17 protein-coding genes and 1 tRNA gene are annotated in these 23931 nt (G+C 60.3%); 14 read left to right on the forward strand and 4 right to left on the reverse strand.

Annotation, left to right across the window (positions count from 1 at the left end):
* The first annotated feature begins 408 nt into the window (after positions 1 to 408).
* From dnaG to pqqE, 13 genes are all read left to right on the forward strand, one after another.
* The gene (gene dnaG, locus A7D21_RS14300; RefSeq protein ID WP_053258327.1) at positions 409 to 2379 is read left to right on the forward strand and encodes a DNA primase; all 1971 of its coding nucleotides are present in this window, start codon (positions 409 to 411) and stop codon (positions 2377 to 2379) included.
* 67 nt (positions 2380 to 2446) lie between these two features.
* Entirely contained in the window at positions 2447 to 4297 is a 1851-nt protein-coding gene (gene rpoD / locus A7D21_RS14305) for an RNA polymerase sigma factor RpoD (protein WP_053258328.1), read from the forward strand.
* 135 nt (positions 4298 to 4432) lie between these two features.
* Positions 4433 to 8176 carry an EAL domain-containing protein gene (locus A7D21_RS14310; protein WP_053258329.1) on the forward strand — a complete coding sequence of 1248 codons (3744 nt, stop codon included), beginning with the start codon at positions 4433 to 4435 and terminating at the stop codon, positions 8174 to 8176.
* A gap of 15 nt (positions 8177 to 8191) precedes the next feature.
* Positions 8192 to 8268: transfer RNA gene (locus tag A7D21_RS14315), tRNA-Ile, on the forward strand.
* A 133-nt stretch (positions 8269 to 8401) separates the two neighbouring features.
* Positions 8402 to 8848, forward strand: a complete 447-nt coding sequence (locus tag A7D21_RS14320; protein ID WP_053258330.1) for an Lrp/AsnC family transcriptional regulator — start codon at positions 8402 to 8404, stop codon at positions 8846 to 8848.
* A 167-nt stretch (positions 8849 to 9015) separates the two neighbouring features.
* Positions 9016 to 10698: an NAD(P)/FAD-dependent oxidoreductase gene (locus A7D21_RS14325; RefSeq protein ID WP_053258806.1), complete on the forward strand. Its 1683-nt coding sequence runs from the start codon at positions 9016 to 9018 to the stop codon at positions 10696 to 10698.
* Between the two features lie 10 nt (positions 10699 to 10708).
* On the forward strand, positions 10709 to 11503 hold the full coding sequence (locus A7D21_RS14330; RefSeq protein ID WP_069551975.1) for a carbon-nitrogen hydrolase family protein: 795 nt from the start codon (positions 10709 to 10711) through the stop codon (positions 11501 to 11503).
* A gap of 48 nt (positions 11504 to 11551) precedes the next feature.
* Positions 11552 to 13927 (forward strand): pyrroloquinoline quinone biosynthesis protein PqqF, encoded by a 2376-nt coding sequence (gene pqqF, locus A7D21_RS14335; protein ID WP_069551976.1) that lies wholly within the window; start codon positions 11552 to 11554, stop codon positions 13925 to 13927.
* Between the two features lie 158 nt (positions 13928 to 14085).
* Positions 14086 to 14160 carry a pyrroloquinoline quinone precursor peptide PqqA gene (gene pqqA / locus A7D21_RS34350; protein WP_003194766.1) on the forward strand — a complete coding sequence of 25 codons (75 nt, stop codon included), beginning with the start codon at positions 14086 to 14088 and terminating at the stop codon, positions 14158 to 14160.
* Between the two features lie 71 nt (positions 14161 to 14231).
* Positions 14232 to 15143 carry a pyrroloquinoline quinone biosynthesis protein PqqB gene (gene pqqB / locus A7D21_RS14340; protein WP_053258333.1) on the forward strand — a complete coding sequence of 304 codons (912 nt, stop codon included), beginning with the start codon at positions 14232 to 14234 and terminating at the stop codon, positions 15141 to 15143.
* Positions 15144 to 15154: 11 nt separating this feature from the next.
* Positions 15155 to 15907 carry a pyrroloquinoline-quinone synthase PqqC gene (pqqC, locus tag A7D21_RS14345; RefSeq protein WP_053258334.1) on the forward strand — a complete coding sequence of 251 codons (753 nt, stop codon included), beginning with the start codon at positions 15155 to 15157 and terminating at the stop codon, positions 15905 to 15907.
* Positions 15904 to 16179, forward strand: coding sequence for a pyrroloquinoline quinone biosynthesis peptide chaperone PqqD (pqqD, locus tag A7D21_RS14350; protein ID WP_038843051.1), 276 nt, complete (start codon positions 15904 to 15906; stop codon positions 16177 to 16179). Before pqqC ends, pqqD begins: the two co-directional genes overlap by 4 nt.
* Positions 16172 to 17302, forward strand: a complete 1131-nt coding sequence (pqqE, locus tag A7D21_RS14355; protein ID WP_064454410.1) for a pyrroloquinoline quinone biosynthesis protein PqqE — start codon at positions 16172 to 16174, stop codon at positions 17300 to 17302. The genes pqqD and pqqE overlap by 8 nt, the downstream gene beginning before the upstream one ends.
* A gap of 5 nt (positions 17303 to 17307) precedes the next feature.
* Here pqqE and A7D21_RS14360 read toward each other — a convergent pair whose 3' ends face one another.
* Together A7D21_RS14360 and A7D21_RS14365 are read right to left on the reverse strand one after the other, a co-directional pair.
* Entirely contained in the window at positions 17308 to 17466 is a 159-nt protein-coding gene (locus tag A7D21_RS14360; RefSeq protein ID WP_010207008.1) for a YqaE/Pmp3 family membrane protein, read from the reverse strand.
* Positions 17467 to 17647: 181 nt separating this feature from the next.
* Positions 17648 to 18907 carry an aspartate aminotransferase family protein gene (locus tag A7D21_RS14365; protein ID WP_069551977.1) on the reverse strand — a complete coding sequence of 420 codons (1260 nt, stop codon included), beginning with the start codon at positions 18905 to 18907 and terminating at the stop codon, positions 17648 to 17650.
* A 209-nt stretch (positions 18908 to 19116) separates the two neighbouring features.
* Here A7D21_RS14365 and A7D21_RS14370 point away from each other — a divergent pair, with 209 nt between their 5' ends.
* On the forward strand, positions 19117 to 20016 hold the full coding sequence (locus tag A7D21_RS14370) for a LysR family transcriptional regulator (RefSeq protein ID WP_053258337.1): 900 nt from the start codon (positions 19117 to 19119) through the stop codon (positions 20014 to 20016).
* Positions 20017 to 20242: 226 nt separating this feature from the next.
* Here A7D21_RS14370 and A7D21_RS14375 read toward each other — a convergent pair whose 3' ends face one another.
* On the reverse strand, positions 20243 to 22021 hold the full coding sequence (locus A7D21_RS14375) for an acyl-CoA dehydrogenase C-terminal domain-containing protein (RefSeq protein WP_069551978.1): 1779 nt from the start codon (positions 22019 to 22021) through the stop codon (positions 20243 to 20245).
* A 122-nt stretch (positions 22022 to 22143) separates the two neighbouring features.
* Positions 22144 to 23913 carry an acyl-CoA dehydrogenase C-terminal domain-containing protein gene (locus A7D21_RS14380; RefSeq protein ID WP_069551979.1) on the reverse strand — a complete coding sequence of 590 codons (1770 nt, stop codon included), beginning with the start codon at positions 23911 to 23913 and terminating at the stop codon, positions 22144 to 22146.
* Positions 23914 to 23931 lie beyond the last annotated feature (18 nt).

Consider the following 23931-nt stretch of genomic DNA (forward strand, 5'->3'; position numbering starts at 1 on the left):
CCGGCCCTCAGCCGGGCTGTTGGCATTTGCGGATATCGCTTGATGCTTCATCGTCGACGCCGCACACGCGACCGAGACACTGCTTCAAACGTCAGGACTGGCTCTTCTGCCAGCGGTGCGCGTCTCTTCTGACGAGCCTAACAAGGCTACTGACGAGCACACTTATTTTTTAACAGGCGATCAACAGATCGACTGCGCCCACCGATGAGCTTCCGAGGCCCGCAAACGGCCAAGACCGGACTCCCGGGCAACATTTCCATGCCGAAATCTGATTGAAATTAACGTCAGTGAATGTTCGGCAGATACACTTCCTGACAGCCCAAGCAGACGACAGTTGATCGAGCCGCACAATTTGCGCGCCCGAGCACTTCACGGGCCTCATTGACACGCAGTGATGACGAGAACGCCATGGCCGGGCTAATTCCCCAGAGCTTTATTGACGACCTTCTGAACCGCACCGACATCGTCGATGTTGTCAGCTCGCGCGTGCAAATGAAGAAGGCTGGCAAGAACTACACCGCCTGCTGCCCGTTTCACAAAGAAAAAACCCCGTCGTTCAGCGTCAGCCCCGACAAGCAGTTCTACTACTGTTTCGGCTGCGGCGCGGGCGGCAATGCCCTCGGCTTCATCATGGACCACGACAACCTGGACTTCCCCCAGGCTGTCGAGGAACTGGCGAAAGCCGCCGGCATGGAGATCCCTCGCGAAGAAAGTGGTCGCCCGCACAAACCGCGACAACCCACCGATTCGCCGCTGTACCCGCTGCTGACGGCCGCTGCCGACTTCTATCGTCAGGCGCTTAAAAGCCATCCGCAGCGCAAGGCTGCCGTCGATTACCTCAAGGGCCGCGGCCTCACGGGCGAGATCGCCAGGGACTTCGGCCTCGGCTTCGCCCCGCCTGGCTGGGACAACCTGTACAAGCACCTGAGCAGTGACACGCTGCAACAGAAGGCGATGATCGACGCCGGCCTGCTGGTGGAAAACGCCGAGACGGGCAAGCGCTACGACCGGTTCCGCGACCGCGTGATGTTCCCGATCCGCGACAGCCGTGGCCGGATCATCGCTTTCGGCGGCCGAGTGCTGGGGGACGATAAACCCAAGTACCTGAACTCCCCGGAAACCCCGGTATTTCATAAAGGCCAGGAACTCTACGGCCTGTTCGAGGCGCGCAAAAACAATCGCAACCTCGATGAAATCATCGTGGTGGAAGGCTACATGGACGTGATTGCCCTCGCCCAGCAGGGCCTGCGCAATGCCGTCGCCACGCTGGGGACCGCCACCAGCGAAGAACACATGAAACGCCTGTTTCGCGTGGTGCCCAGCGTATTGTTCTGCTTCGACGGTGACCAGGCTGGCCGTAACGCCGCCTGGCGCGCACTCGAAGCCACGCTGTCGAGCCTGCAGGATGGGCGCCGTGCGCGCTTTTTGTTTCTGCCGGAAGGCGAAGACCCGGACACCCTGGTGCGCTCCGAAGGCACCGACGCTTTCCGCGCGCGCATTAATCAGCATGCGCAGCCCCTGGCGGACTATTTCTTCCAGCAGCTGACTGAAGAAGCCGACCCGCGCTCCCTCGAAGGCAAGGCCCACATGGCCACCCTTGCGGCACCGCTGATCGACAAAGTGCCGGGCGCCAACCTGAAATCACTGATGCGCATGCGACTGCTGGAAATCACCGGCTTGAGCGGCGAAGCCGTCAGCCAGCTGGTACACAACGCACCGCAAGACGCGCCACCCGCGTACGACCCAGGCATGGATTACGACGCCATGCCGGACTATTCCGACTTCCACCAACCGCAGGAGGCCTACGCGCCCCAGCAGGAGTGGACACCGAAAAAGCCCGGCGCCGGCGGTAAAAAATGGGACAAGAAACCCTGGAGCAAGAACGGTAAGCGCGGTGATCGCGATGAGCCCTACGCTCCACGCACCCCCGTCGCGGTAGAAGCCCCGACGCTTATTGCGTTGCGCACGCTTATTCACCACCCGCAATTGGCGGAAAGGGTCGAAAGCGCCGAGCATTTTGCCAACGAGAGCAACACCTATGCTCAGGTACTGATCGCCTTGATCGAGGCGGTACAGAAAAATCCTAAGCTAAACTCAATTCAGTTGATGGCTCGTTGGCATGGCACCGAACAAGGCCGCCTTCTTAAAGCACTTGCGGAAAAGGAGTGGCTAATTGACGGCGATAACCTTGAACAACAGTTTTTAGACACCATTACTAGGTTATCAGCGGGTCAGCATACGCAGACCCTCGATGAACTCATCAAAAGAGCGAGGCAGCCGGGATTGTCGGCTGAAGAGCAAATTCAGATAGCAAAACAGATGCGTGACCTCTTAAAACAGAATGTTTCCGCATCAAACCCGACCTCAGCTGGCGTGTGAGGTCATAGCTCGGGTATAATCCTCGGCTTGTTTTTTGCCCGCCAAGACCTTCAGTGGATAGGGTGTTATGTCCGGAAAAGCGCAACAGCAGTCTCGTATCAAAGAGTTGATCACACTCGGTCGTGAGCAGGGTTACCTGACTTACGCGGAGGTCAACGACCACCTGCCTGAGGATATTTCAGATCCAGAGCAGGTGGAAGACATCATCCGCATGATTAATGACATGGGGATCAACGTATTCGAAGTCGCGCCAGATAAGGATTCCCTTATGCTGGCCGACGCTGATACCGACGAGGCCGCCGCTGAAGAAGCCGCTGCCGCGCTGGCTGCAGTAGAGACCGATATTGGCCGCACGACAGACCCGGTGCGCATGTATATGCGTGAAATGGGTACTGTCGAGCTGCTGACACGCGAAGGCGAAATTGAAATCGCCAAGCGTATCGAAGAGGGTATCCGCGAAGTGATGGGCGCAATTGCGCACTTCCCTGGCACGGTTGACCACATTCTCTCCGAGTACACCCGCGTCACCACCGAAGGTGGTCGCCTGTCCGACGTTCTGAGCGGTTATATCGACCCGGACGACGGCATTGCGCCGCCTGCCGCCGAAGTACCGCCGCCCGTCGACCCGAAGGCCCCTAAAGCCGACGACGACACCGACGACGACGATGCTGAAGCCAGCAGCGACGACGAAGATGAAGTCGAAAGCGGCCCGGACCCGATCATCGCTGCCCAGCGTTTCGGTGCGGTTTCCGATCAAATGGAAATCACCCGCAAGGCTCTGAAAAAGCACGGTCGCGGCAACAAGCTGGCAATTGCCGAGCTGGTGGCCCTGGCTGAGCTGTTCATGCCAATCAAGCTGGTGCCGAAGCAATTCGAAGGCCTGGTTGAGCGTGTGCGCAGTGCTCTTGAGCGTCTGCGTGCCCAAGAGCGCGCAATCATGCAGCTCTGCGTACGTGATGCACGCATGCCGCGTGCCGACTTCCTGCGCCAGTTCCCGGGCAACGAAGTGGATGAAAGCTGGACCGACGCACTGGCCAAAGGCAAGGCGAAGTACGCCGAAGCCATTGGTCGCCTGCAGCCGGACATCATCCGTTGCCAGCAGAAGCTGACCGCGCTTCAAACCGAAACCGGTCTGACGATTGCTGAGATCAAGGACATCAACCGTCGCATGTCGATCGGTGAGGCCAAGGCCCGCCGCGCGAAGAAAGAGATGGTTGAAGCGAACTTGCGTCTGGTGATCTCCATCGCCAAGAAGTACACCAACCGTGGCCTGCAATTCCTCGATCTGATCCAGGAAGGCAACATCGGCTTGATGAAGGCTGTGGACAAGTTCGAATACCGTCGCGGCTACAAGTTCTCGACTTATGCCACCTGGTGGATCCGTCAGGCGATCACTCGCTCGATCGCCGACCAGGCCCGCACCATCCGTATTCCGGTGCACATGATCGAGACCATCAACAAGCTCAACCGTATTTCCCGGCAGATGTTGCAGGAAATGGGTCGCGAACCGACGCCGGAAGAGCTGGGCGAACGCATGGAAATGCCTGAGGATAAAATCCGTAAGGTATTGAAGATCGCTAAAGAGCCGATCTCCATGGAAACGCCGATTGGTGATGACGAAGACTCCCATCTGGGTGACTTCATCGAAGACTCGACCATGCAGTCGCCCATCGATGTGGCTACCGTTGAGAGCCTTAAAGAAGCGACTCGCGACGTACTGTCCGGCCTCACTGCCCGTGAAGCCAAGGTACTGCGCATGCGTTTCGGCATCGACATGAATACCGACCACACCCTTGAGGAAGTCGGTAAGCAGTTTGACGTGACCCGTGAACGGATCCGTCAGATCGAAGCCAAGGCACTGCGCAAGTTGCGCCACCCGACGCGAAGCGAGCATCTACGCTCCTTCCTCGACGAGTGATACCAGAACCCCCGGCCCAGGCCGGGGGTTTTGCTTTCTGCAGATTACTTTCTACAGATTTACTGCCGCGCAATCCCCCTCCCCCGCAATGCCCGTCTACACTCGAAACATTCCCCGTGCCATAACGAGACCGTTATGCCCAGACTGCCGACTGTGATACTGCTGTCGCTGCTGACCTGGACCGCAACGGCTGGCGCGTTGACTCTCACCGATGAAGAGCGTGGCTGGCTGGCGGACCATCAGGAGCTGCGCCTGGGGGTGGACGCTTCCTGGCCACCCTTCGAATACCGTGATGAAAATGGCCGTTACCAAGGCCTGGCTGCCGATTATGTTCGCCTGATCCAGGACCGCCTGGGCGTCAGGATCAAGCTGGTCGAGCCCGTCAACTGGACCGCCGTGCTTGAGCAGGCAAAGAACAACCAGCTCGACCTGCTGCCCGGCATCATGTCCACACCGGAGCGCCAGAACTACCTGGCCTTCACACGGCCCTATCTGGACTTCCCCATCATCATCCTCGCCCATGAGGGCGGCGCACAACCGCGCAACCTCAAGGACCTGTATGGCTTGAAGATCGCGGTCGTCGAGAACTACGCGCCTCATGAATTGCTGCGCACCCACCACCCCGACCTCAATTTAGTGGCGATGCCCAATGTCAGCTCGACCCTGCAAGCACTGGCCACTGACGAAGTGGATGCCGTAATCAGCGATCTGGCATCCAGCGTCTGGAGCCTGCGCCAGCTCAAACTCGATGGGTTGTACGTCAGCGGCGAAACCCCCTACCGCTATCAGTTGGCGATGGGGGTGCCGCGCGATCAGAAAATGCTGGTGGGCATTCTGGACAAAGTCCTCGCCGACCTCAGTTCAGACGAAACCGACGCGATCCAGCAACACTGGGTCGGCAGCGTCACCGATCACCGCACCTTCTGGGTCGACTTACTGAAATACGGCCTGCCGGCGGTGTTGTTGTTGAGCACCGTGCTGGCCATTGTGATTCGGATCAATCGGCGACTCAGCTCGGAAATTTCCCGGCGGGTCGCCCTTGAGCAGGAATTGCGCAGCAGTGAATATCACTATCGCGGCCTGGTCGAGAGCCTGTCCGCCATCGCCTGGGAAGCCAGCATCAGCGATTTCACCTACAGCTACGTATCACCCCATGCCGAAGAACTGCTGGGCTACCCGCGCGCCCATTGGCTGATTCCAGGTTTTTGGCGCAACATCATCCACCCTGCCGACCTGACGCGCGCTGAAGCCTATTGCTACCGGGAAACGCGCGCCAACCGCGACCACAGCATCGATTATCGAGTGATTACCGCCGACGGCCGCTGCTTGTGGGTGCGCGACATTGTCAGCCTCATCGAGCACGGGCATGAGCCGGTGCTACGCGGCCTGATGATCGATATCAGCGAAGCCAAGCGCACCGAAGAAGCCTTGCAACTGTCCGAGCAGAAATTTGCCTCGGTGTTCCAGCAATGCCCGGACATCCTGGTGATTGCGCGGATGTCCGATGGCTGCCTGCTTGAAGTGAATAAAGCGTTCGAGGACCAGATTGGCCTTAGCGCCGAAGAAGTCGTCGGCAAAACCGCCACCGAACTGAATATCTGGGGCATCCAGGGCGTCGGCCCCGACCTGCTGCAACGGGTCCAAAGCAGCAGCGTGCGCAACCTGGAAATGCCCTTTCGGCGCAGCAACGGCCAAGCGTTTACCGGGCTGATCTCCGCGGAGCCGTTCCAGCTCGACACCACCGAGGCCCTGGTCGTGGTGGTGCGTGACATCAGCCAGCTCAAGGAAACCCAACAACAGCTGCAAACCTCCGAAGAGAAATTCGCCAAAGCCTTCCACGCGTCCCCCGATGGCTTGCTGCTGAGCCGCCAAAGCGATGGGTTACTGATTGAAGTGAACGAGGGTTTCAGCCGACTGACCGGGTACACCAGCGCAACCTCACTTGACCAGTCAACCCTGGACCTGGGCATCTGGGTCGACCTCAACGAGCGCAGGCACATGCTGGAACTGTTGAAGCGCGACGGTTTTGTCCGCGATTTCGTCTGCCATATACGACGCAGTGATGGGCAAATTCGTCTGTGCGAAGTGTCCAGCCGCCCGCTGCCCATTGCCGATGAAAATTGCATGCTGACCATCGCGCGGGACATTACCGAGCGCCAACTCATGCAGGAAAAACTGCAACAGGCCGCCACCGTGTTCGAAAGTACGGCCGAAGGGGTATTGATCACCGACACCCGGCAGAACATCAGCGCCGTCAACCGCGCCTTCAGCGAAATCACCGGCTACAGCGAAGCCGAAGCCCTCGGCAGCACGCCGCGTCTGCTCGCCTCCGGCCTGCATGACAGCGCATTCTATGCGGCAATGTGGCACCAATTGACCGCTTATGGACACTGGCAAGGTGAGATTTCCAACCGCCGCAAGAACGGCGAACTGTACCCCAGTTGGCTGACCATCAGTGCCGTGCGCAACCGCGATCAAGTGGTCACACACTTTGTCGCGGTGTTTGCCGACATCTCCAGCCTCAAGCATGCCCAGGCCCGCCTCGACTACCAGGCCCATCATGATCCGCTGACCGGGCTGCCCAATCGCACCCTGTTTGAAAGCCGTTTGCAGGCGGCACTTAATGGCCAGCAGGAAAGCGGTAACCAGGGTGCCGTGTTGTTCCTCGACCTGGACCGTTTCAAACACATTAACGACAGCCTTGGCCATCCCGTTGGCGACCTGTTGCTCAAGGACATCGCCGTGCGGCTCAAGGAGCAACTGCGCGACGTCGACACCGTGGCGCGCCTGGGCGGCGACGAATTCATCATCCTGCTGCCCGGCCTGCAACAAGCCAGCGATGCCGAGCACCTGGCTAACAAGCTGCTCGCCTGCTTTACCCCACCGTTCCAGGCCGGCGAGCATGAGTTTTTTATCAGCGCCAGTATCGGCACCAGCCTGTACCCGCAGGACGGCACCGACGTTGCCACTCTGGTCAAAAACGCCGACGCCGCCATGTACCGCTCCAAGGCCAAGGGCCGCAACCGCGTCGAAAGCTATACCCGCGACCTCACCGCTCAAGCCAACGAGCGCGTGGCACTGGAGCACGAACTGCGCCGCGCCATCGAGCGTGAAGAGCTGTTTTTGTATTACCAACCGAAACTGAGCCTGGACACGCAGGCACTGATCGGCGCCGAAGCGTTGATCCGCTGGCACCACCCGACCTTCGGCGACGTACCGCCCGAGCACTTCATCGCCCTGGCCGAAGAGAACGGCATGATCCTGCAGATTGGCGACTGGGTACTGGAACAAGCGTGCAGCCAGATGCACCTGTGGAAAGACACGTTCGAGGATTTCGGCCCACTGTCGGTGAACCTCGCCGGCGCGCAACTGCGTCATCCCGGCCTGTTGGCGCGCATCGAACAACTGTTGCGGGACTACCGCCTGGAGCCCGGCTGCCTGCAACTGGAAATCACCGAGAACTTCATCATGAGCCAGGCCGAAGAAGCGCTGGAGGTGTTGCACCAGCTCAAACACCTGGGCGTGCAATTGGCGATTGATGATTTCGGCACTGGCTATTCATCGCTCAGCTACCTCAAGCGCCTGCCGCTGGACTTCCTCAAGATCGACCAGTCTTTCGTACGCGGCCTGCCCGACGACCCCCACGACGCCGCCATCGTGCGCGCCATCATCGCCCTGGGCCACAGCATGCAATTCACCATCATCGCCGAAGGCGTGGAAAACGCCGCGCAACAGGCCTTCCTCGCCGCCGAAGGCTGTGAACAGATGCAAGGCTACATCGTCAGCCTACCGCTGCCGCCCGAGCTTTTTGCCGAGGCCTTTCTTCATATGCGGGTTTCAGACTTTTCGGATGGCACAGCGGGGAAACCGTCGTTATAATCCGCGACCTACTGAGGGCCTATAGCTCAGTTGGTTAGAGCAGGGGACTCATAATCCCTTGGTCGTAGGTTCGAGTCCTACTGGGCCCACCATACTCAAAGCCGCGCATTGCGCGGCTTTTGTGTGTCTGGCGCAGATGGTTTGTCGGCTGTTCGCCTACCCCCTCGACACCCACGCAAACCTGTAACATGGCCACCCATTGCCGCCCGCACTGGAGCCCTGCCCTTGCCCACCCTGGATGAAATCGATCGCCAATTGATCGCCGCCTTGCAGATCAACGCCCGCGAAAGCGTGGCCATGCTTGCCCGGCAGTTGGGTATTGCGCGCACCACGGTGACGTCGCGCCTGGCACGCCTGGAGAAAACCCAGGTGATTACCGGGTATGGCGTGCGCCTCGGGCAACGTGTGATCGATGGTGGTTTGCAGGCGTATGTCGGGATCACCGTTCAAGCGCGTTCGGGCAAGGAAGTGTTGCGCCGGCTGAGCGCCATGGCGCAGGTGCAGCAACTGTGTGCGGTGAGTGGTGAATTCGATTACGTGGCCTGGCTGCGCACCGATTCGCCGGAACAGCTCGATCAGTTGCTGGACCAGATCGGCAGCGTCGACGGTGTGGAGAAAACCACTACCTCGATCATCCTCAGTAACAAATTGGATCGCGGCCAACCAATTTGACTGACAACTTCGTCACTTTGACTAAAAACAATCCAATCCGACGACACTTTGCGTCTTATTAACGAACGCAACGCTGCCTAAACTGGCTGCCATCTTTTCCTATACTCAACGGGCCGAATCCCGCCGAGTCGCCAGTAAGGTCAGCCATGAGCATTCCGTCCAGCACCATCAGTAAGACCAATCGCCACCCCGCCGACGGTAAAAAACCCATCACCATCTTTGGCCCGGACTTTCCGTTTGCCTTTGATGACTGGATCGAGCACCCGGCCGGTCTGGGTAGCATCCCGGCGGCCAACCATGGCGCCGAAGTGGCGATTGTCGGTGCCGGGATCGCCGGTCTGGTGGCTGCCTACGAGCTGATGAAGCTGGGCCTCAAGCCCGTGGTGTATGAAGCCTCGAAAATGGGTGGTCGCCTGCGCTCCCAGGCGTTTGAAGGGGCCGAAGGCATCATCGCCGAGTTGGGTGGCATGCGTTTTCCGGTGTCGTCCACCGCGTTCTACCACTATGTAGACAAGCTCGGCCTGGAAACCAAACCCTTCCCCAACCCGCTGACGCCGGCCTCCGGCAGCACGGTGATCGACCTCGAAGGCCAGACTCACTACGCGCAAAAAATCTCCGACTTGCCGGTACTGTTCCAGGAAGTTGCCGATGCCTGGGCGGATGCGCTGGAAGCCGGTTCACAATTCGGTGATATCCAGCAGGCCATCCGCGACCGCGACGTGCCGCGCCTCAAAGCGCTGTGGAATAAGCTGGTGCCACTGTGGGACGACCGCACCTTCTATGACTTCGTCGCCACCTCGAAGGCCTTCGCCAAGCTGTCGTTCCATCATCGCGAAGTGTTCGGCCAGGTCGGTTTCGGCACCGGCGGCTGGGACTCGGACTTCCCCAACTCGATGCTCGAGATCTTCCGCGTGGTGATGACCAACTGCGACGACCATCAACACCTGGTGGTCGGCGGTGTGGCGCAGGTGCCCATGGGCATTTGGCGCCATGTGCCTGAGCGTTGCGCCCACTGGCCGGCGGGCACCAGCCTCAGCTCGCTGCATCGCGGCGCGCCACGGGCGGGGGTGAAACGCATTGCCCACGCCGCCGATGGCCGTTTCGCAGTCACCGACAACTACGGCGACACCCGCGAATACGCCGCCGTGCTGACCACCTGCCAAAGCTGGCTGCTGACCACCCAGATCGAATGCGACGAAAGCCTGTTTTCGCAAAAAATGTGGATGGCCCTGGACCGCACGCGCTACATGCAGTCGTCGAAAACCTTCGTGATGGTCGACCGCCCGTTCTGGAAAGACAAAGACCCGGAAACCGGCCGCGACCTGATGAGCATGACCCTCACCGATCGCCTGACCCGTGGCACATACCTGTTCGACAACGGCGACGACAAGCCTGGGGTTATCTGCCTGTCGTACTCGTGGATGAGCGACGCGCTGAAAATGCTCCCGCAGCCCATCGACAAACGCGTCAAGCTGGCCCTCGACGCGCTGAAGAAGATTTACCCGAAAGTCGACATCAAGGCGCGCATCATCGGCGACCCGATTACCGTATCGTGGGAAGCCGACCCGCATTTCCTCGGGGCTTTCAAAGGCGCATTGCCCGGCCACTATCGTTACAACCAGCGGATGTATGCGCACTTCATGCAGAAGGACATGCCCGCCGAACAACGTGGGATTTTTATCGCCGGTGACGACGTGTCCTGGACCCCCGCCTGGGTGGAAGGCGCGGTGCAGACTTCGCTGAACGCGGTGTGGGGCATCATGACTCACTTCGGTGGCAGCACTCACCCGGAGAACCCGGGGCCGGGTGACGTATTTGATGAAATCGGACCGATCGCCCTGGCCGATTAAGGAGTTGAACATGCGCGTCGCCCTGTACCAATGCCCACCGCTGCCGTTGGATGTCGCCAGCAACCTCACGCGCCTGCATTCACTCGCGCATGAAGCGTCGGGTGCCGATGTGCTGGTGCTGCCGGAGATGTTCCTCAGCGGCTACAACATCGGTGCCGAAGCGGTTGGCGCGTTGGCCGAAGCTCAGGATGGGCCGTCAGCACAGACGATTGCCGACCTGGCGAAAAGCGCCGGGCTGGCTATCCTCTATGGCTACCCGGAGCGTGCCGAGGACGGGCAGATCTACAACGCCGTGCAGTTGATCGACGCCCACGGCCGGCGCTTGTGCAACTATCGCAAGACCCACCTGTTTGGCGACCTGGATCACTCGATGTTCAGTGCCGGGGAGGATGATTTCCCGCTGGTGGAACTGAACGGTTGGACGCTCGGTTTTCTGATCTGCTATGACCTGGAATTCCCGGAAAACACCCGTCGCCTGGCCCTGGCCGGGGCCGAACTGATCCTGGTGCCCACCGCCAACATGGTGCCGTTCGACTTCGTCGCCGACGTGACCGTGCGAGCGCGGGCCTTTGAAAACCAGTGTTATGTGGCCTATGCCAACTACTGCGGGCACGAAGACACGATTCAATACTGCGGACAAAGCAGCATTGCCGCGCCGAATGGTCAGCGAATCGCCCAGGCCGGCCTGGATGAAGCCTTGATCGTCGGGCAGTTGGACCGCCAAGCCATCACGGACGCACGCACTGCCAATCACTACCTTCAGGATCGACGCCCCGAGCTATACGGCGCACTGCACAAGCCCTGACCCGGCCGGTTTGTTAGCATAGGCACATTCTACGTTTTGGAAGTGCCCATGCCTGCGCCGGCCCACCCTCATCACCTGCACCTGACGCTGGCCAACGGCTTGCGAGTTTCCTTGCACCATGCGCCGCGTTTGAAGCGTTGCGCCGCGGTGTTACGCGTGGCCGCCGGCAGCCATGACGTGCCATTGGCCTGGCCAGGGTTGGCGCATTTTCTTGAGCATTTGTTGTTTCTCGGCACCCAACGGTTTCCGACAAACGAAGGGTTGATGGCCTACGTGCAGCGCCATGGCGGGCAGGTCAACGCCAGCACCCGCGAACGCACCACGGACTTCTTCTTTGAGTTGCCGGTAGCGCCCTTTGCGGGGGGCTTGGAACGGCTGGCCGATATGCTTGCCCATCCGCGCCTGGCGCTTGAAGACCAACGGCGTGAGCGCGAAGTGCTGCAAGCGGAGTTTGTTGCCTGGTCTGAAGACGCCAACGCGCAACAGCAAGTCGCACTGCTGGAAGGTTTGGCAGCCGACCATCCCCTGCGAGGCTTTCATGCCGGCAATCGCGACAGCCTGCCGCTGGAGCGTGAGGCATTTCAACAGGCCTTGCGGGAATTCCACGCCGGGTTCTATCGGACCGGGCAGATGACCTTGAGCCTCGCCGGCCCGCAGCCGCTGGAGGCGCTGCACGCGTTGGCCCAACAGTTCAGCCAAGCATTGGCTTCAGGGCCAGCGCACCCACAGGCTGCGCCGCCAGCGCTGATGCAGGGCAAGGCACGGGTTTATCAACACACCGCCCACCACCACCTGCACCACGTCATTACCTGTGACGCCCCCCGTGAAGCACTGGATTTTCTCTGCACGTGGCTCAACGCCTCGGCGCCGGGCGGGCTGCTGGCCGAACTGAAAGCACGAAAACTGGCCAGCGCAGTGCAGGCGTCGGTGCTTTATCACTTCGCTGACCAGGCCGTGCTGGATATCGACTTTACCCTTGGCAACCAAGACAGTTCGGCGACTCGAATCGAAGCGCTGCTGCACGACTGGCTGAGCTTTTTCGTACACAGCGACTGGTCTTCGTTGCGCGAAGAATTCGCCCTGCTTGCGGCTCGCCAACAACAGGTCCAAGGCGCCCTGGCATTGGCTCGCCACGACAGCAAAGGCCTGTCGCAACAAGATTGCGCAGCCCTGAAGACCATGCTGGATGCTCTGCACTTGCCGCCGTCTGAATACCCCTGGCAATTGCCACCCCACAACCCGTTTCTACGCCCGCCCGTCAAAGCAGAACGCGCCGGCCTGATTCGCGGCCAGACCAGTGCCCACCGTGGTTTGCGCACCTTTGCCCAGGACCGCTCCCGAGGCCGCCGCGAGGTCTCGGCGCTGGTATTCAGCCAGGCAGTGGCAGATGACACCGATGAAGGCGCGCTCTACCTGCACTGGCGGTTTGACGCAGCCGTACCCGCCGGGCTGGAAAGCGCATTGCAGTCTTTACGTGAGAATGCCCATCAGGCCGGAATCGAGTTGTCTTTCGAAACCACTGGCAATGACTGGCAGGTGAAAATGATCGGCCTTCACGAGCCCATGCCGGCAGTGCTTGAAGAACTGGCACGTCGCCTTGGCTCACTGGATGAACACCTGGCGTCACCCGCCCCAACGCCGCTGATCGCTATTCGTGCATTGCTCAAGGCGTTGCCTGCTTGCTGCAGCGGTGAGCATTCCGGCACGTGCGAGGCGCCAGGCACATGGACGACCGCCCGGTGGCAAGGGTTGGGTATCGGTTTACCCGCCGCCTGTGAAGCTGCGATCAAAGTCGCGGCAGCGCGGCTGCCTGGGCAGCCGGCGAACCTTGAGTCCACCTCACCCACGCTCAGCGGCCAGAAGCTATGGCACGCGGTAAGCACCGACTCCAACGAGGCCGCGTTGTTGCTGTTTTGCCCAACGCCGACGCGCGCGCTGGCAGACGAAGCGGCATGGCGACTGCTTGGGCACCTGCTGCAGGGTCCGTTTTACCAGCACCTGCGCGTCGAACTGCAAATCGGCTACGCGGTACTCAGCGGCATCCGACAGGTCAACGGGCAAACCGGGCTGCTGTTTGGCGTGCAATCCCCCAGCGTGTCGCTGAGCGGGATCGTTGATCACCTGAACACCTTCCTGGAACAGTTGCCGGCATTGGTCGAGCGCAGCGCCGACTTCGACAACCAGCGGCTGGCGCAGCAATTCTCTGCCGCGGAGCTACCTGTCGCCCAAGCCGCCGAGCTGCTTTGGCATGCCCACCTGGCGGGCCACACGTCGGATTATCTGGGGCACCTTCAGCACCTGATCCAAACCCTGACGCGCGAGGATTTGCAGCACGCCGCCCAGCAACTCAACGACGCGACAGGTGGCTGGCGCTGTGTGGCCAACGGCCCGCGCATCACGGACGCCTGGCAACCGGCAGGTTGATCATTGCCAACCCTGCAACAGGCTTTTTCCACCAAGACAGCGCTAACTTGAAAAGAATTGCGTAACATTAATAGGCAATATCTGAACATCTCCGATTGGAGGTGGACTATATGTATGACTCAGTAGTGAACGTCCCATCCTTTGGTAGGAGTATGAATATGACTTGGTCCAAACCTGCTTACACTGATCTGCGTATCGGTTTTGAAGTCACCATGTACTTCGCCAGCCGCTGATTGGCTGGGTAAGACAACGCCTCGGCTCGCCCGGGGCGTTTTTGTTTTGAGTTTTGCTTGATGGAGCGACCATGTTTGTCCAGATTCTAGGTTCCGCCGCCGGCGGTGGCTTCCCGCAGTGGAACTGCAACTGCGTGAACTGCGCAGGCTTTCGCGCTGGCAGCCTGCGGGCGCAGGCGCGTACTCAGTCGTCCATCGCGATCTCTGACGATGGGGTTAACTGGGTGCTGTGCAATGCTTCGCCGGATATCCGCGCGCAACTGCAGGGCTTTGCACCGATGCAACCCGGCCGCGCCCTGCGCGATACCGGCATCAGCGCAATCATCTTGATGGACAGCCAGATCGACCACACCACCGGCCTGTTGAGCCTGCGCGAAGGCTGCCCGCACCAGGTGTGGTGCACCGACATGGTCCATGAAGACCTGAGCACCGGTTTCCCGCTGTTCACCATGCTCACGCACTGGAACGGCGGCCTGGCCTGGAACCGCATCGAACTGGACGCCAGCTTCACCATCCCGGCGTGCCCTAACCTGCGTTTCACCCCGCTGCCACTGCGCAGCGCCGCACCGCCCTACTCGCCGCACCGCTTCGACCCGCACCCTGGCGATAACATCGGCCTGATCGTTGAAGACCTGCGCACCGGCGGCAAACTGTTCTACGCCCCGGGCCTGGGCAAAGTCGACGCGCCATTGCTGGAGATCATGGCCGGCAGCGATTGCCTGCTGGTGGACGGCACGATGTGGGACGACGACGAAATGCAGCGCCGTGGCGTCGGCACGCGCACCGGTCGCGAGATGGGCCACCTGGCGCAAAACGGCCCCGGCGGCATGCTGGAAGTGCTGGAGCAGTTGCCCAAGCAACGCAAAGTGCTGATTCACATCAACAACACCAACCCGATCCTCGATGAAGACTCCCCCGAAAGGGCCGAGCTGGTGCGACGTAACGTTGAAGTGGCTTACGACGGCATGAGCCTCGAATTGTAGGAGCAACCGAAATGACTGACACACCACTGACGCCCGCCGAGTTCGAGCACGCCTTACGGGCCAAAGGCGCCTTCTACCATATCCATCACCCATACCACGTGGCGATGTATGAAGGCCGCGCCACCCGCGAGCAGATCCAGGGCTGGGTTGCCAACCGTTTTTACTATCAGGTGAACATCCCCTTGAAGGATGCCGCCATCCTGGCCAATTGCCCGGACCGCGAAATCCGCCGCGAGTGGATCCAGCGCCTGCTCGACCACGACGGTGCCCCCGGTGAGGATGGCGGCATCGAAGCCTGGCTGCGTTTGGGTCAGGCGGTCGGCCTCGACCCGGACCAGCTGCGCTCCCAGGAGCTGGTGCTGCCCGGCGTGCGGTTTGCCGTGGACGCTTACGTCAACTTCGCCCGCCGCGCCAGCTGGCAAGAAGCCGCCAGCAGCTCGCTGACCGAACTGTTCGCGCCGCAGATCCACCAGTCGCGCCTCGACAGCTGGCCGCAGCACTACCCCTGGATCGACCCTGCCGGTTATGAGTATTTCCGCACCCGCCTGGGCCAGGCCCGTCGCGACGTGGAGCACGGTTTGGCGATCACCTTGCAGCACTACACCACCCGCGAAGGCCAGGAGCGCATGCTGGAAATTCTCCAGTTCAAACTGGACATACTGTGGAGCATGCTGGATGCCATGAGCATGGCCTATGAACTGAACCGCCCGCCCTATCACAGCGTGACCGAGCAGCGGGTCTGGCATAAAGGGATCACCCTATGAGCTTTGATCGCAGCAAAACACCGACGTGGCGCCAGGGCTACCGCTACCAGTACGAGCCAGCGCAAAAAGGCCACGTGTTGCTCTACCCCGAAGGCATGATCAAGCTCAACGACAGCGCCGCGTTGATCGGTGGCTTGATCGACGGCGAGCGCGACGTAGCGGCCATCATCGCCGAACTGGATAAACAATTCCCTGGCGTGCCTGAGCTCGGTAAAGACATCGAGGATTTCATGGAGGTCGCCCGTGCTGAGCACTGGATTACCCTTGCCTGAAAAACCGCCCATTGGCCTGCCGCTGTGGCTGCTCGCCGAGCTGACCTACCGCTGCCCGCTACAGTGCCCGTATTGCTCCAATCCACTGGATTTTGCCGAGCAAGGCAAGGAGCTGAGCACTGAGCAGTGGATCAAGGTATTTCGCGAAGCCCGGGAGATGGGTGCTGCGCAATTGGGCTTTTCCGGCGGTGAACCGTTGGTGCGCCAGGACCTTGCCGAGCTGATCGCCGAGGCGCGCAAGCTGGGCTTCTACACCAACCTCATCACCTCCGGGATTGGCCTCACTGAACAGAAGATCAGTGACTTCAAGAAAGCCGGCCTGGACCATATCCAGATCAGCTTCCAAGCCAGTGATGAACAGGTGAACAACTTGCTCGCAGGCTCGAAAAAAGCTTTCGCGCAAAAACTCGAAATGGCCCGTGCGGTGAAAGCGCATGGCTATCCGATGGTGCTGAACTTCGTCACCCATCGGCACAATATCGATAAAATCGACCGCATCATCGAGCTGTGCATCGCACTGGAAGCAGACTTCGTCGAACTCGCCACCTGCCAGTTCTATGGCTGGGCGCAGCTCAATCGTGTGGGGTTGCTGCCGACCAAAGAACAGCTGGTGCGCGCCGAACGCATCACCAACGAGTACCGCGCCAAGCTGGAAGCCGAAGGCCATCCATGCAAGCTGATTTTCGTCACACCAGATTATTACGAGGAACGCCCAAAAGCCTGCATGAATGGCTGGGGGAGTATTTTTCTGACGGTAACGCCGGACGGCACTGCCCTGCCCTGCCACGGTGCCCGACAGATGCCGGTGCAATTTCCCAATGTGCGTGACCACAGCATGCAGCACATCTGGTACGACTCGTTTGGCTTCAACCGCTTTCGCGGCTACGACTGGATGCCCGAGCCTTGCCGCTCATGCGATGAAAAAGAAAAGGACTTTGGCGGCTGCCGTTGCCAGGCCTTCATGCTCACGGGCGACGCGAGCAATGCCGACCCGGTGTGCAGCAAGTCCGAGCAGCACGGCATCATCCTGCAAGCGCGGGAAGAGGCCGAACACGCCACCCAGACCATTGAGCAACTGGCCTTTCGCAATGAGCGCAACTCACGGCTCATCGCAAAAGGCTGACGGCTTCAGCGTTTGGCGATGATGTACACCGCGTGAATGATGCCCGGGAAATAACCGCACAGGGTCAGCAGGATGTTCAACCAGAACGCGCCGGCGAAACCCACTTGCAGGAACACACCCAGTGGCGGCAGCAGAATGGCGATGATGATGCGAATGATGTCCATGGGTCAGCTCCAAAAAGTCGGCTCGTGTGAGCCGTGTAGCTAATCGACCTTGGCCGTTCGTGAGGGTTCAGTGGAATCTGGCATTGGGCCATCCCACAGTGAGCAGACAAAAAAACGCCCCCAGCCAAAAGAATCAGGCTGGAGGCGCCGCGTATGCCGCGAGACGGTTCTGGAAGGAGGGTTAAACGGCGATGCCCTTGCGGCATTGCAGTTGCGCGGTGCGCACGCGCGCGAAGGTACGGGCCAGGCGCAGGAGCATTTCGTCGATGTGGTTTTTGCTGACCGTGAGCGCCGGAGTAAAGCGCAGGCAGTCAGGTTGCGGGGCATTAAGGATCAGGCCTTCGTGCAAAGCGGCTTTTACCACGGCATCAGCGCAATCGTCCGATAACGTCAGGCCCCACATCAGGCCATGGCCGCGTAATTGGCCGTGGTCGTATCGATAGGCCAACCGGGCGAGGCCTTCGCCGAGGTACAGGCCGGATTCACGGACGTGTTGCAGAAAACCGTCCGCCAGCACCGATTCGAGTACCGCCACCCCGGCCGAGGCCATCAACGCATTGCCGTGATGGGTGCCGGCCATCTCGCCCGCTTCGAAGCAACACGCCTTGCCACGCGCCAGCAGTGCTGCCAACGGCACGCCGCCGCCGAGGCCTTTGCCCAGGGTGACGATGTCGGCGCGCACGCCGTACTGCTGTTCGGCAAGCAAGGTGCCGCAACGCCCGATACCGGTGTGCACTTCGTCGAGGATCAGCAGGATGCCCAACTCGCGGCACAGGCGCTCAACACCCTTGAGGTAAAGTTCCGAGGCGGGGATTACGCCGGCTTCGCCCTGGATCGGCTCCAGCATGATGGCGACGGTCTGCGCGTCCACCGCCGCATGCAGGGCGGGCAAATCGTTAAAGGGCACATGGCTGAAGCCCGGCAACAGCGGTTCAAATCGGCTTGTACCCGCGCTGGCCGAAGCCGCCATCGCCGCAAAACTACCGCCATGGCAACCGGTGCTCGCACTGATGATGCGATACGCGCCGCCACGATGCAGTTGCCCCCATTTGCGTGCCAGCTTGATCGCAGCTTCACAGGCTTCCGCGCCACTGTTGAGCAGGTAACCCTGATCGCTGCCGGTGTGCTGGCACAGCCGGTCGACGAGGTTCAGTTGGGCGCGGTTGTGCAGGCCGCTGCCCGGGTTGATCAGCGCCTGAGCCTGATCGGCCAGGGCGTTGATCAATACCCGTGGGCTGTGGCCGAGGCTGTTGGCGGCGCTGCCCTGGCTGAAATCCAGGTAGGCTCGGTCGTCGCTGTCCCAGAGCCAGGAGCCCTGGCCACGCACGAAAACCTGCGCAGGCCTGGCCACCGTCGGCATCAAGGATTCACTGGGCAATTCATGCGGCGCGTCCAGGATCAAATCATCCAGGCTCGGCGCAGGGCGACGAAACAGATTCACAGCTCACCCCCCATGGCAACCCGACGTTGGTCGGCGTTCCGTGCAAACACTGCCTGAAGGTTTTTTGCCTTGCCTATGTAAACGCTATCAAGATAAACGTTGTTCATTGCCCGATCCGGCCCTGTAAGCCCTGCGAATAGGCGCTAGACTAGGCGTCTCAAGGGCCAGCGGCCATTTCGATTTTCCAGCTTTTTCGATAAGTAAGTCTTATGGATTTCAAGCAACTGCGTTATTTCGTCGCGGTGTATGAGGAAGGCCACGTCGGCCGTGCCGCGGAGCGACTTTCGATCTCGCAACCGGCGCTGTCGCAACAGATTCGCCAACTGGAGCAGAACCTGGATGTGAGCCTGTTCGAGCGCAGCAGCAAGCGCCTCTTACCCACGCTGGCGGCGCATACCTTGTACAACCATGCGTTGCCTTTGATTGATGGCATGCAGCACGCCGTCGAAGCCCTGCGCAACTTCAAGGGCCAGGCGATGCGCACCTTGGCCATTGGCGTACTGCAAACCGTGCACACCAGCCTGGTCCCGCAAATGCTGGAGCGCGTGCGCAAGGCCCAGCCGCATTTGGTGGTGCAGATTTACGAATTGACCGGGCTGGAAATCGAACGCCGGTTGCTTAACGGCTCGCTGGACATCGGCATCAGCTACTTGCCGCCGCGCCAGCCAGGGCTGCATGGCGTGCTGTTGTATGAAGATGAGTTGAAGGTGGTCATCCCCGAAGACCATCCGCTACGGGCGTTCAAAAAAGTCTCGCTGAAACAGGCGGCCGAGTTGCCGATGTTGTTGCTGGGGGAGGAGTTCCAGGTGCGGCAGATCTGGCAAGGCCAGCTATCCAACCTTGGGCGACGACCGCAGGTGCAAGCGGAATTGAATACCATGGTGGGGATTCTCGACAGCCTGCCCCATACCAAACTTGCCACCGTATTGCCGGGGCGCTCCCAGGATGAACACAACAGCAAAGCATTGTTGTGGAAACCCTTGAGTGAACCGAGGGTGCCGCTGAAAGTGGGGTTGGTGTGCCGCGACGTACAGCGCCAGCAAGCGACCGTAGCGCTGTTGCGCACGCTGCTGGAGGACGTGATGAATGCCCCTCAGGCGCCGGCCTGACTTTTTCGCGGGCAAAAGAAAACCCCGCCGAAGCGGGGCTTTGCAGACTGTTTCCCTGACATCCATTTCACTCCGCCGTCCTGGCAGAATCCTACGTGTCCGTGTTGTTGCTTTGCGCTTCCTGCGCGACGTCCATGTGAAGTAGATTATCCGTGGATCCAATTTGGCGATAGAGGACGAATAGCAGCACGTCATGTAAGAGAATGCTTACACGCCCTCCAAGCCCTTAAAACAGTGCCTCATCCAGCAAAAACAGTGATTCACTGCCCGCTTTGACCGACGCACTCAGCGAATGAATACGTGGCAGCAGACGGGCAAAGTAGAAGCGTGCGGTGCCCAGCTTGCTGGCGTAGAAGTCTTCTTCAGACTCCTTGCCCCACGCCGCCTTGGCCATGCGCGCCCACATGTAGGCGTAAGCCATATAGCCGAAGGCATGCAGGTACTCCACCGAAGCCGCGCCGATTTCATTCGGGTTGGTCTTGGCGCGGTCCAACACCCAGGCCGTCAGCTCATCCAGGTTATCCACCGCCGCGCTGAGCGGTCGGGTGAATTCGCTCAGCTCGGCGTCTGCCGAGGCGATGAACTGGCGGATTTCGTCGGCGAACACGTTATAAAACGCACCGCCGCTGCCGACGATCTTGCGCCCCATCAAGTCCAGCGCCTGAATGCCGTTGGTGCCTTCGTAGATCTGGGTGATGCGCACGTCACGCACCAGTTGCTCCTGGCCCCACTCACGAATGTAGCCGTGGCCGCCAAACACCTGCTGGCCGAGCACAGTGGTTTCCAGCCCGAGGTCGGTGAGGAAGGCCTTGGCGACTGGCGTCAGCAACGCCACCAGGTTGTCGGCGCGCTGACGGGCGGCGGCATCTTCGCTGAACTTGGCGATGTCCAACTGTGTGGCCACATAGGTGGAGAACGCACGGCCGCCTTCGTTCGAAGCCTTCATGGTCAGCAGCATGCGGCGCACGTCGGGGTGCACGATGATCGGGTCAGCCACTTTATCCTTGGCCTTGGCGCCGGTCGGCGAACGGCTTTGCAGGCGGTCACGCGCATATTCAATCGCGTTCTGGTAGGAACGTTCGCCGGATGCCAAGCCTTGGATACCCACCCCCAAACGCTCGTAGTTCATCATGGTGAACATCGCCGCCAACCCACGGTTGGGCTCACCCACCAGGTAACCCACCGCTGCGTCGAAGTTCATTACGCAGGTGGCAGACGCCTGGATACCCATTTTGTGTTCGATCGAGCCGCAGGTGACCGGGTTACGCGCGCCCAGGCTGCCGTCGGCATTGACCATGAACTTCGGCACCAGAAACAGCGAGATGCCCTTGGGGCCCGCCGGCGCATCCGGCAGCTTGGCCAGCACCAGGTGGATAATGTTTTCGGTCAGGTCGTGTTCGCCACCGGTGATAAAGATCTTGGTGCCGCTGATCGTGTAGGAACCGTCCGCCTGAGGCTCAGCTTTGGTGCGGATCATGCCCAGGTCAGTCCCGGCATGGGCTTCCGTCAGGCACATGGAACCGGACCACTCACCCGAGTACATCTTCGGCAGGTAGGTCGCCTTGAGCGCTTCGCTGGCATGGGTGTTGATCGACACGCAAGCGCCGGACGTCAGCATCGGGTACAGGCCAAACGCCAGGCTCGACGAGTTGATCATCTCTTCAACCTGGGCCGAGACAGCTTTGGGCATGCCCATACCGCCGAACACCGGATCGCCGCCGACACCCACCCAACCGCCTTCGGCGTAGGTTTTGTACGCTGCAGGGAAACCCTCCGGCGTGCTGACCACGCTGTCGGCCCAGCGGCAGCCTTGCTCATCGCCGTTGCGGCTCAGGGGCGCGATGGATTTAGCGGTAACCTTGCCCGCTTCCTCAAGGATCGCCTCAACGGTTTCGGCATCCACGGTGTCTGCCAATGCCGGCAATTGGGCCCAAGTATCAGCGACCTCAAACACTTCGTTGAGGACGAAGCGCATATCACGCAGCGGCGCTTTGTAATCAGCCATGGCAAACCTCGTGAGAACATGAAAAGTGATTCGATAGGATCGGTTTTACAGACTCCGAGTGTACCCGAACAACTTTTCAGACACATAGGGTCCACTTGTGACTGATTGGTATTTTTTAGTCACTACAAGCCAAATGCTTCAGCCGGCAAGCTCATCAGGCAGTCACTGCCCGCTTCCACTGCCGCTTGGTGCATCGTTGTGCGCGGCAGCAAACGCTTGAAGTAGAAGTCGCATGTCGCCAGCTTGGCGTTGGCAAACTCGGTGTCGTCGAGTGCCTGGGCGGTGATCGCCATACGCAACCACAGGTAACCAAGGATGATGTAGCCGCTGTACATCAAGTAATCCACCGCCGCTGCGCCCACTTCATCCGGGTTTTTCATCGCCGCCATCCCCACCTTGACGGTCAACTCGCCCCACTGCTGATTCAGCTGATTAAGCTGCTCCACATGGGCCTTGAGCTGCGGATGCCCGGCATTCGCCGCACAGAACTTATGCACAAGCTTGGTAAACCCGCGCAGCAGCTTGCCCTGGCTACCCAGCACCTTGCGCCCCAGCAGGTCGAGGGCCTGGATGCCGTTGGTGCCTTCATAGATCGGCGCAATCCGGCAATCGCGCACCAACTGCTCCATGCCCCATTCGCGAATGTAGCCATGGCCGCCAAATACCTGCATGCCGTGGTTGGTCACTTCCAGCCCGGTTTCGGTCATAAAGGCTTTGCAGATCGGCGTGAGGAACGCCAGCAGGTCTTCAGCTTCCTGACGTTGCGTGGCGTCACTGCTCAGGTGCGCCGTATCAAGTAATTGTGCAGTGAAATAGGTCAGCGCCCGGTTGCCCTCATTGAAGGCTTTCATGGTCAGCAACATACGGCGCACATCGGCGTGCACGATGATCGGGTCGGCGGCTTTGTCCGGGGCTTTGGCGCCGGTCAGCGAACGCATTTGCAGGCGGTCGTTAGCGTACTTGACCGCGCCCTGAAAACTCGTCTCGCCATTGCACAGGCCCTGCATGCCAGTGCCCAAGCGGGCGTGGTTCATCATCGTGAACATGCAGTTGAGGCCTTTGTTCGCCTCGCCGATCAGGAAGCCTTTGGCACCGTCGAAGTTCAGCACGCACGTCGCCGAAGCCTTGATGCCCATCTTGTGCTCGATTGAGCCGCAGTGCACCGCGTTGCGCTCGCCCGAATCCGCGTGGAACTTGGGCACGATAAACAAGGAGATGCCTTTGGTGCCTGCCGGCGCATCCGGCAACTTGGCCAGGACCAGATGGATGATATTGGCGCTCAGGTCATGCTCGCCGGCCGAGATGAAGATCTTGCTGCCGGTGACCGCGTAACTGCCATCCGCCTGAGGCACGGCGCGGGTCTTGATCAGCCCCAGGTCGGTGCCGCAGTGGGCTTCGGTCAGGCACATGGTGCCGGTCCATTCACCGGCGGTGAGTTTGTTCAGGAAGGTGGCTTTCTGTTCTGCGGTGCCGTGGGCATGGATCGCCGACATCGCGCCGTGCGTGAGCCCCGGGTACATGCCCCACGAGGTGTTGCTGGAACCGATCATTTCGCTCAGCACCAGGCCCAATGAATGCGGCAAACCCTGACCGCCGTAGGCCGGGTCCGCCGCCACGCCGTGCCAGCCGCCTGCCACGTACTGGGCGAAGGCTTGCTTGAAGCCCTTGGGCGTGGTGACCACGCCATTATCGAAATGGCAGCCCTCTTCATCACCACTGCGATTGAGCGGCGCGAGCACGTTCTCGCAGAATTTGGCGCCTTCCTCGAGGATCGCACTGACCATGTCCGGGCTGGCGTCGGTAGCGCCCAAGGCAGCGTAATGGCCGTGGAAATCAAACACGTTGTCGATCAGAAAGCGCATGTCGCGCAGGGGAGCTTTGTACTCAGGCATGGCGATGTCTCCGGCAGC

The organism is Pseudomonas sp. AP19, from assembly GCF_001728855.1.
In the GTDB taxonomy this organism is placed as follows: domain Bacteria; phylum Pseudomonadota; class Gammaproteobacteria; order Pseudomonadales; family Pseudomonadaceae; genus Aquipseudomonas; species Aquipseudomonas fluorescens.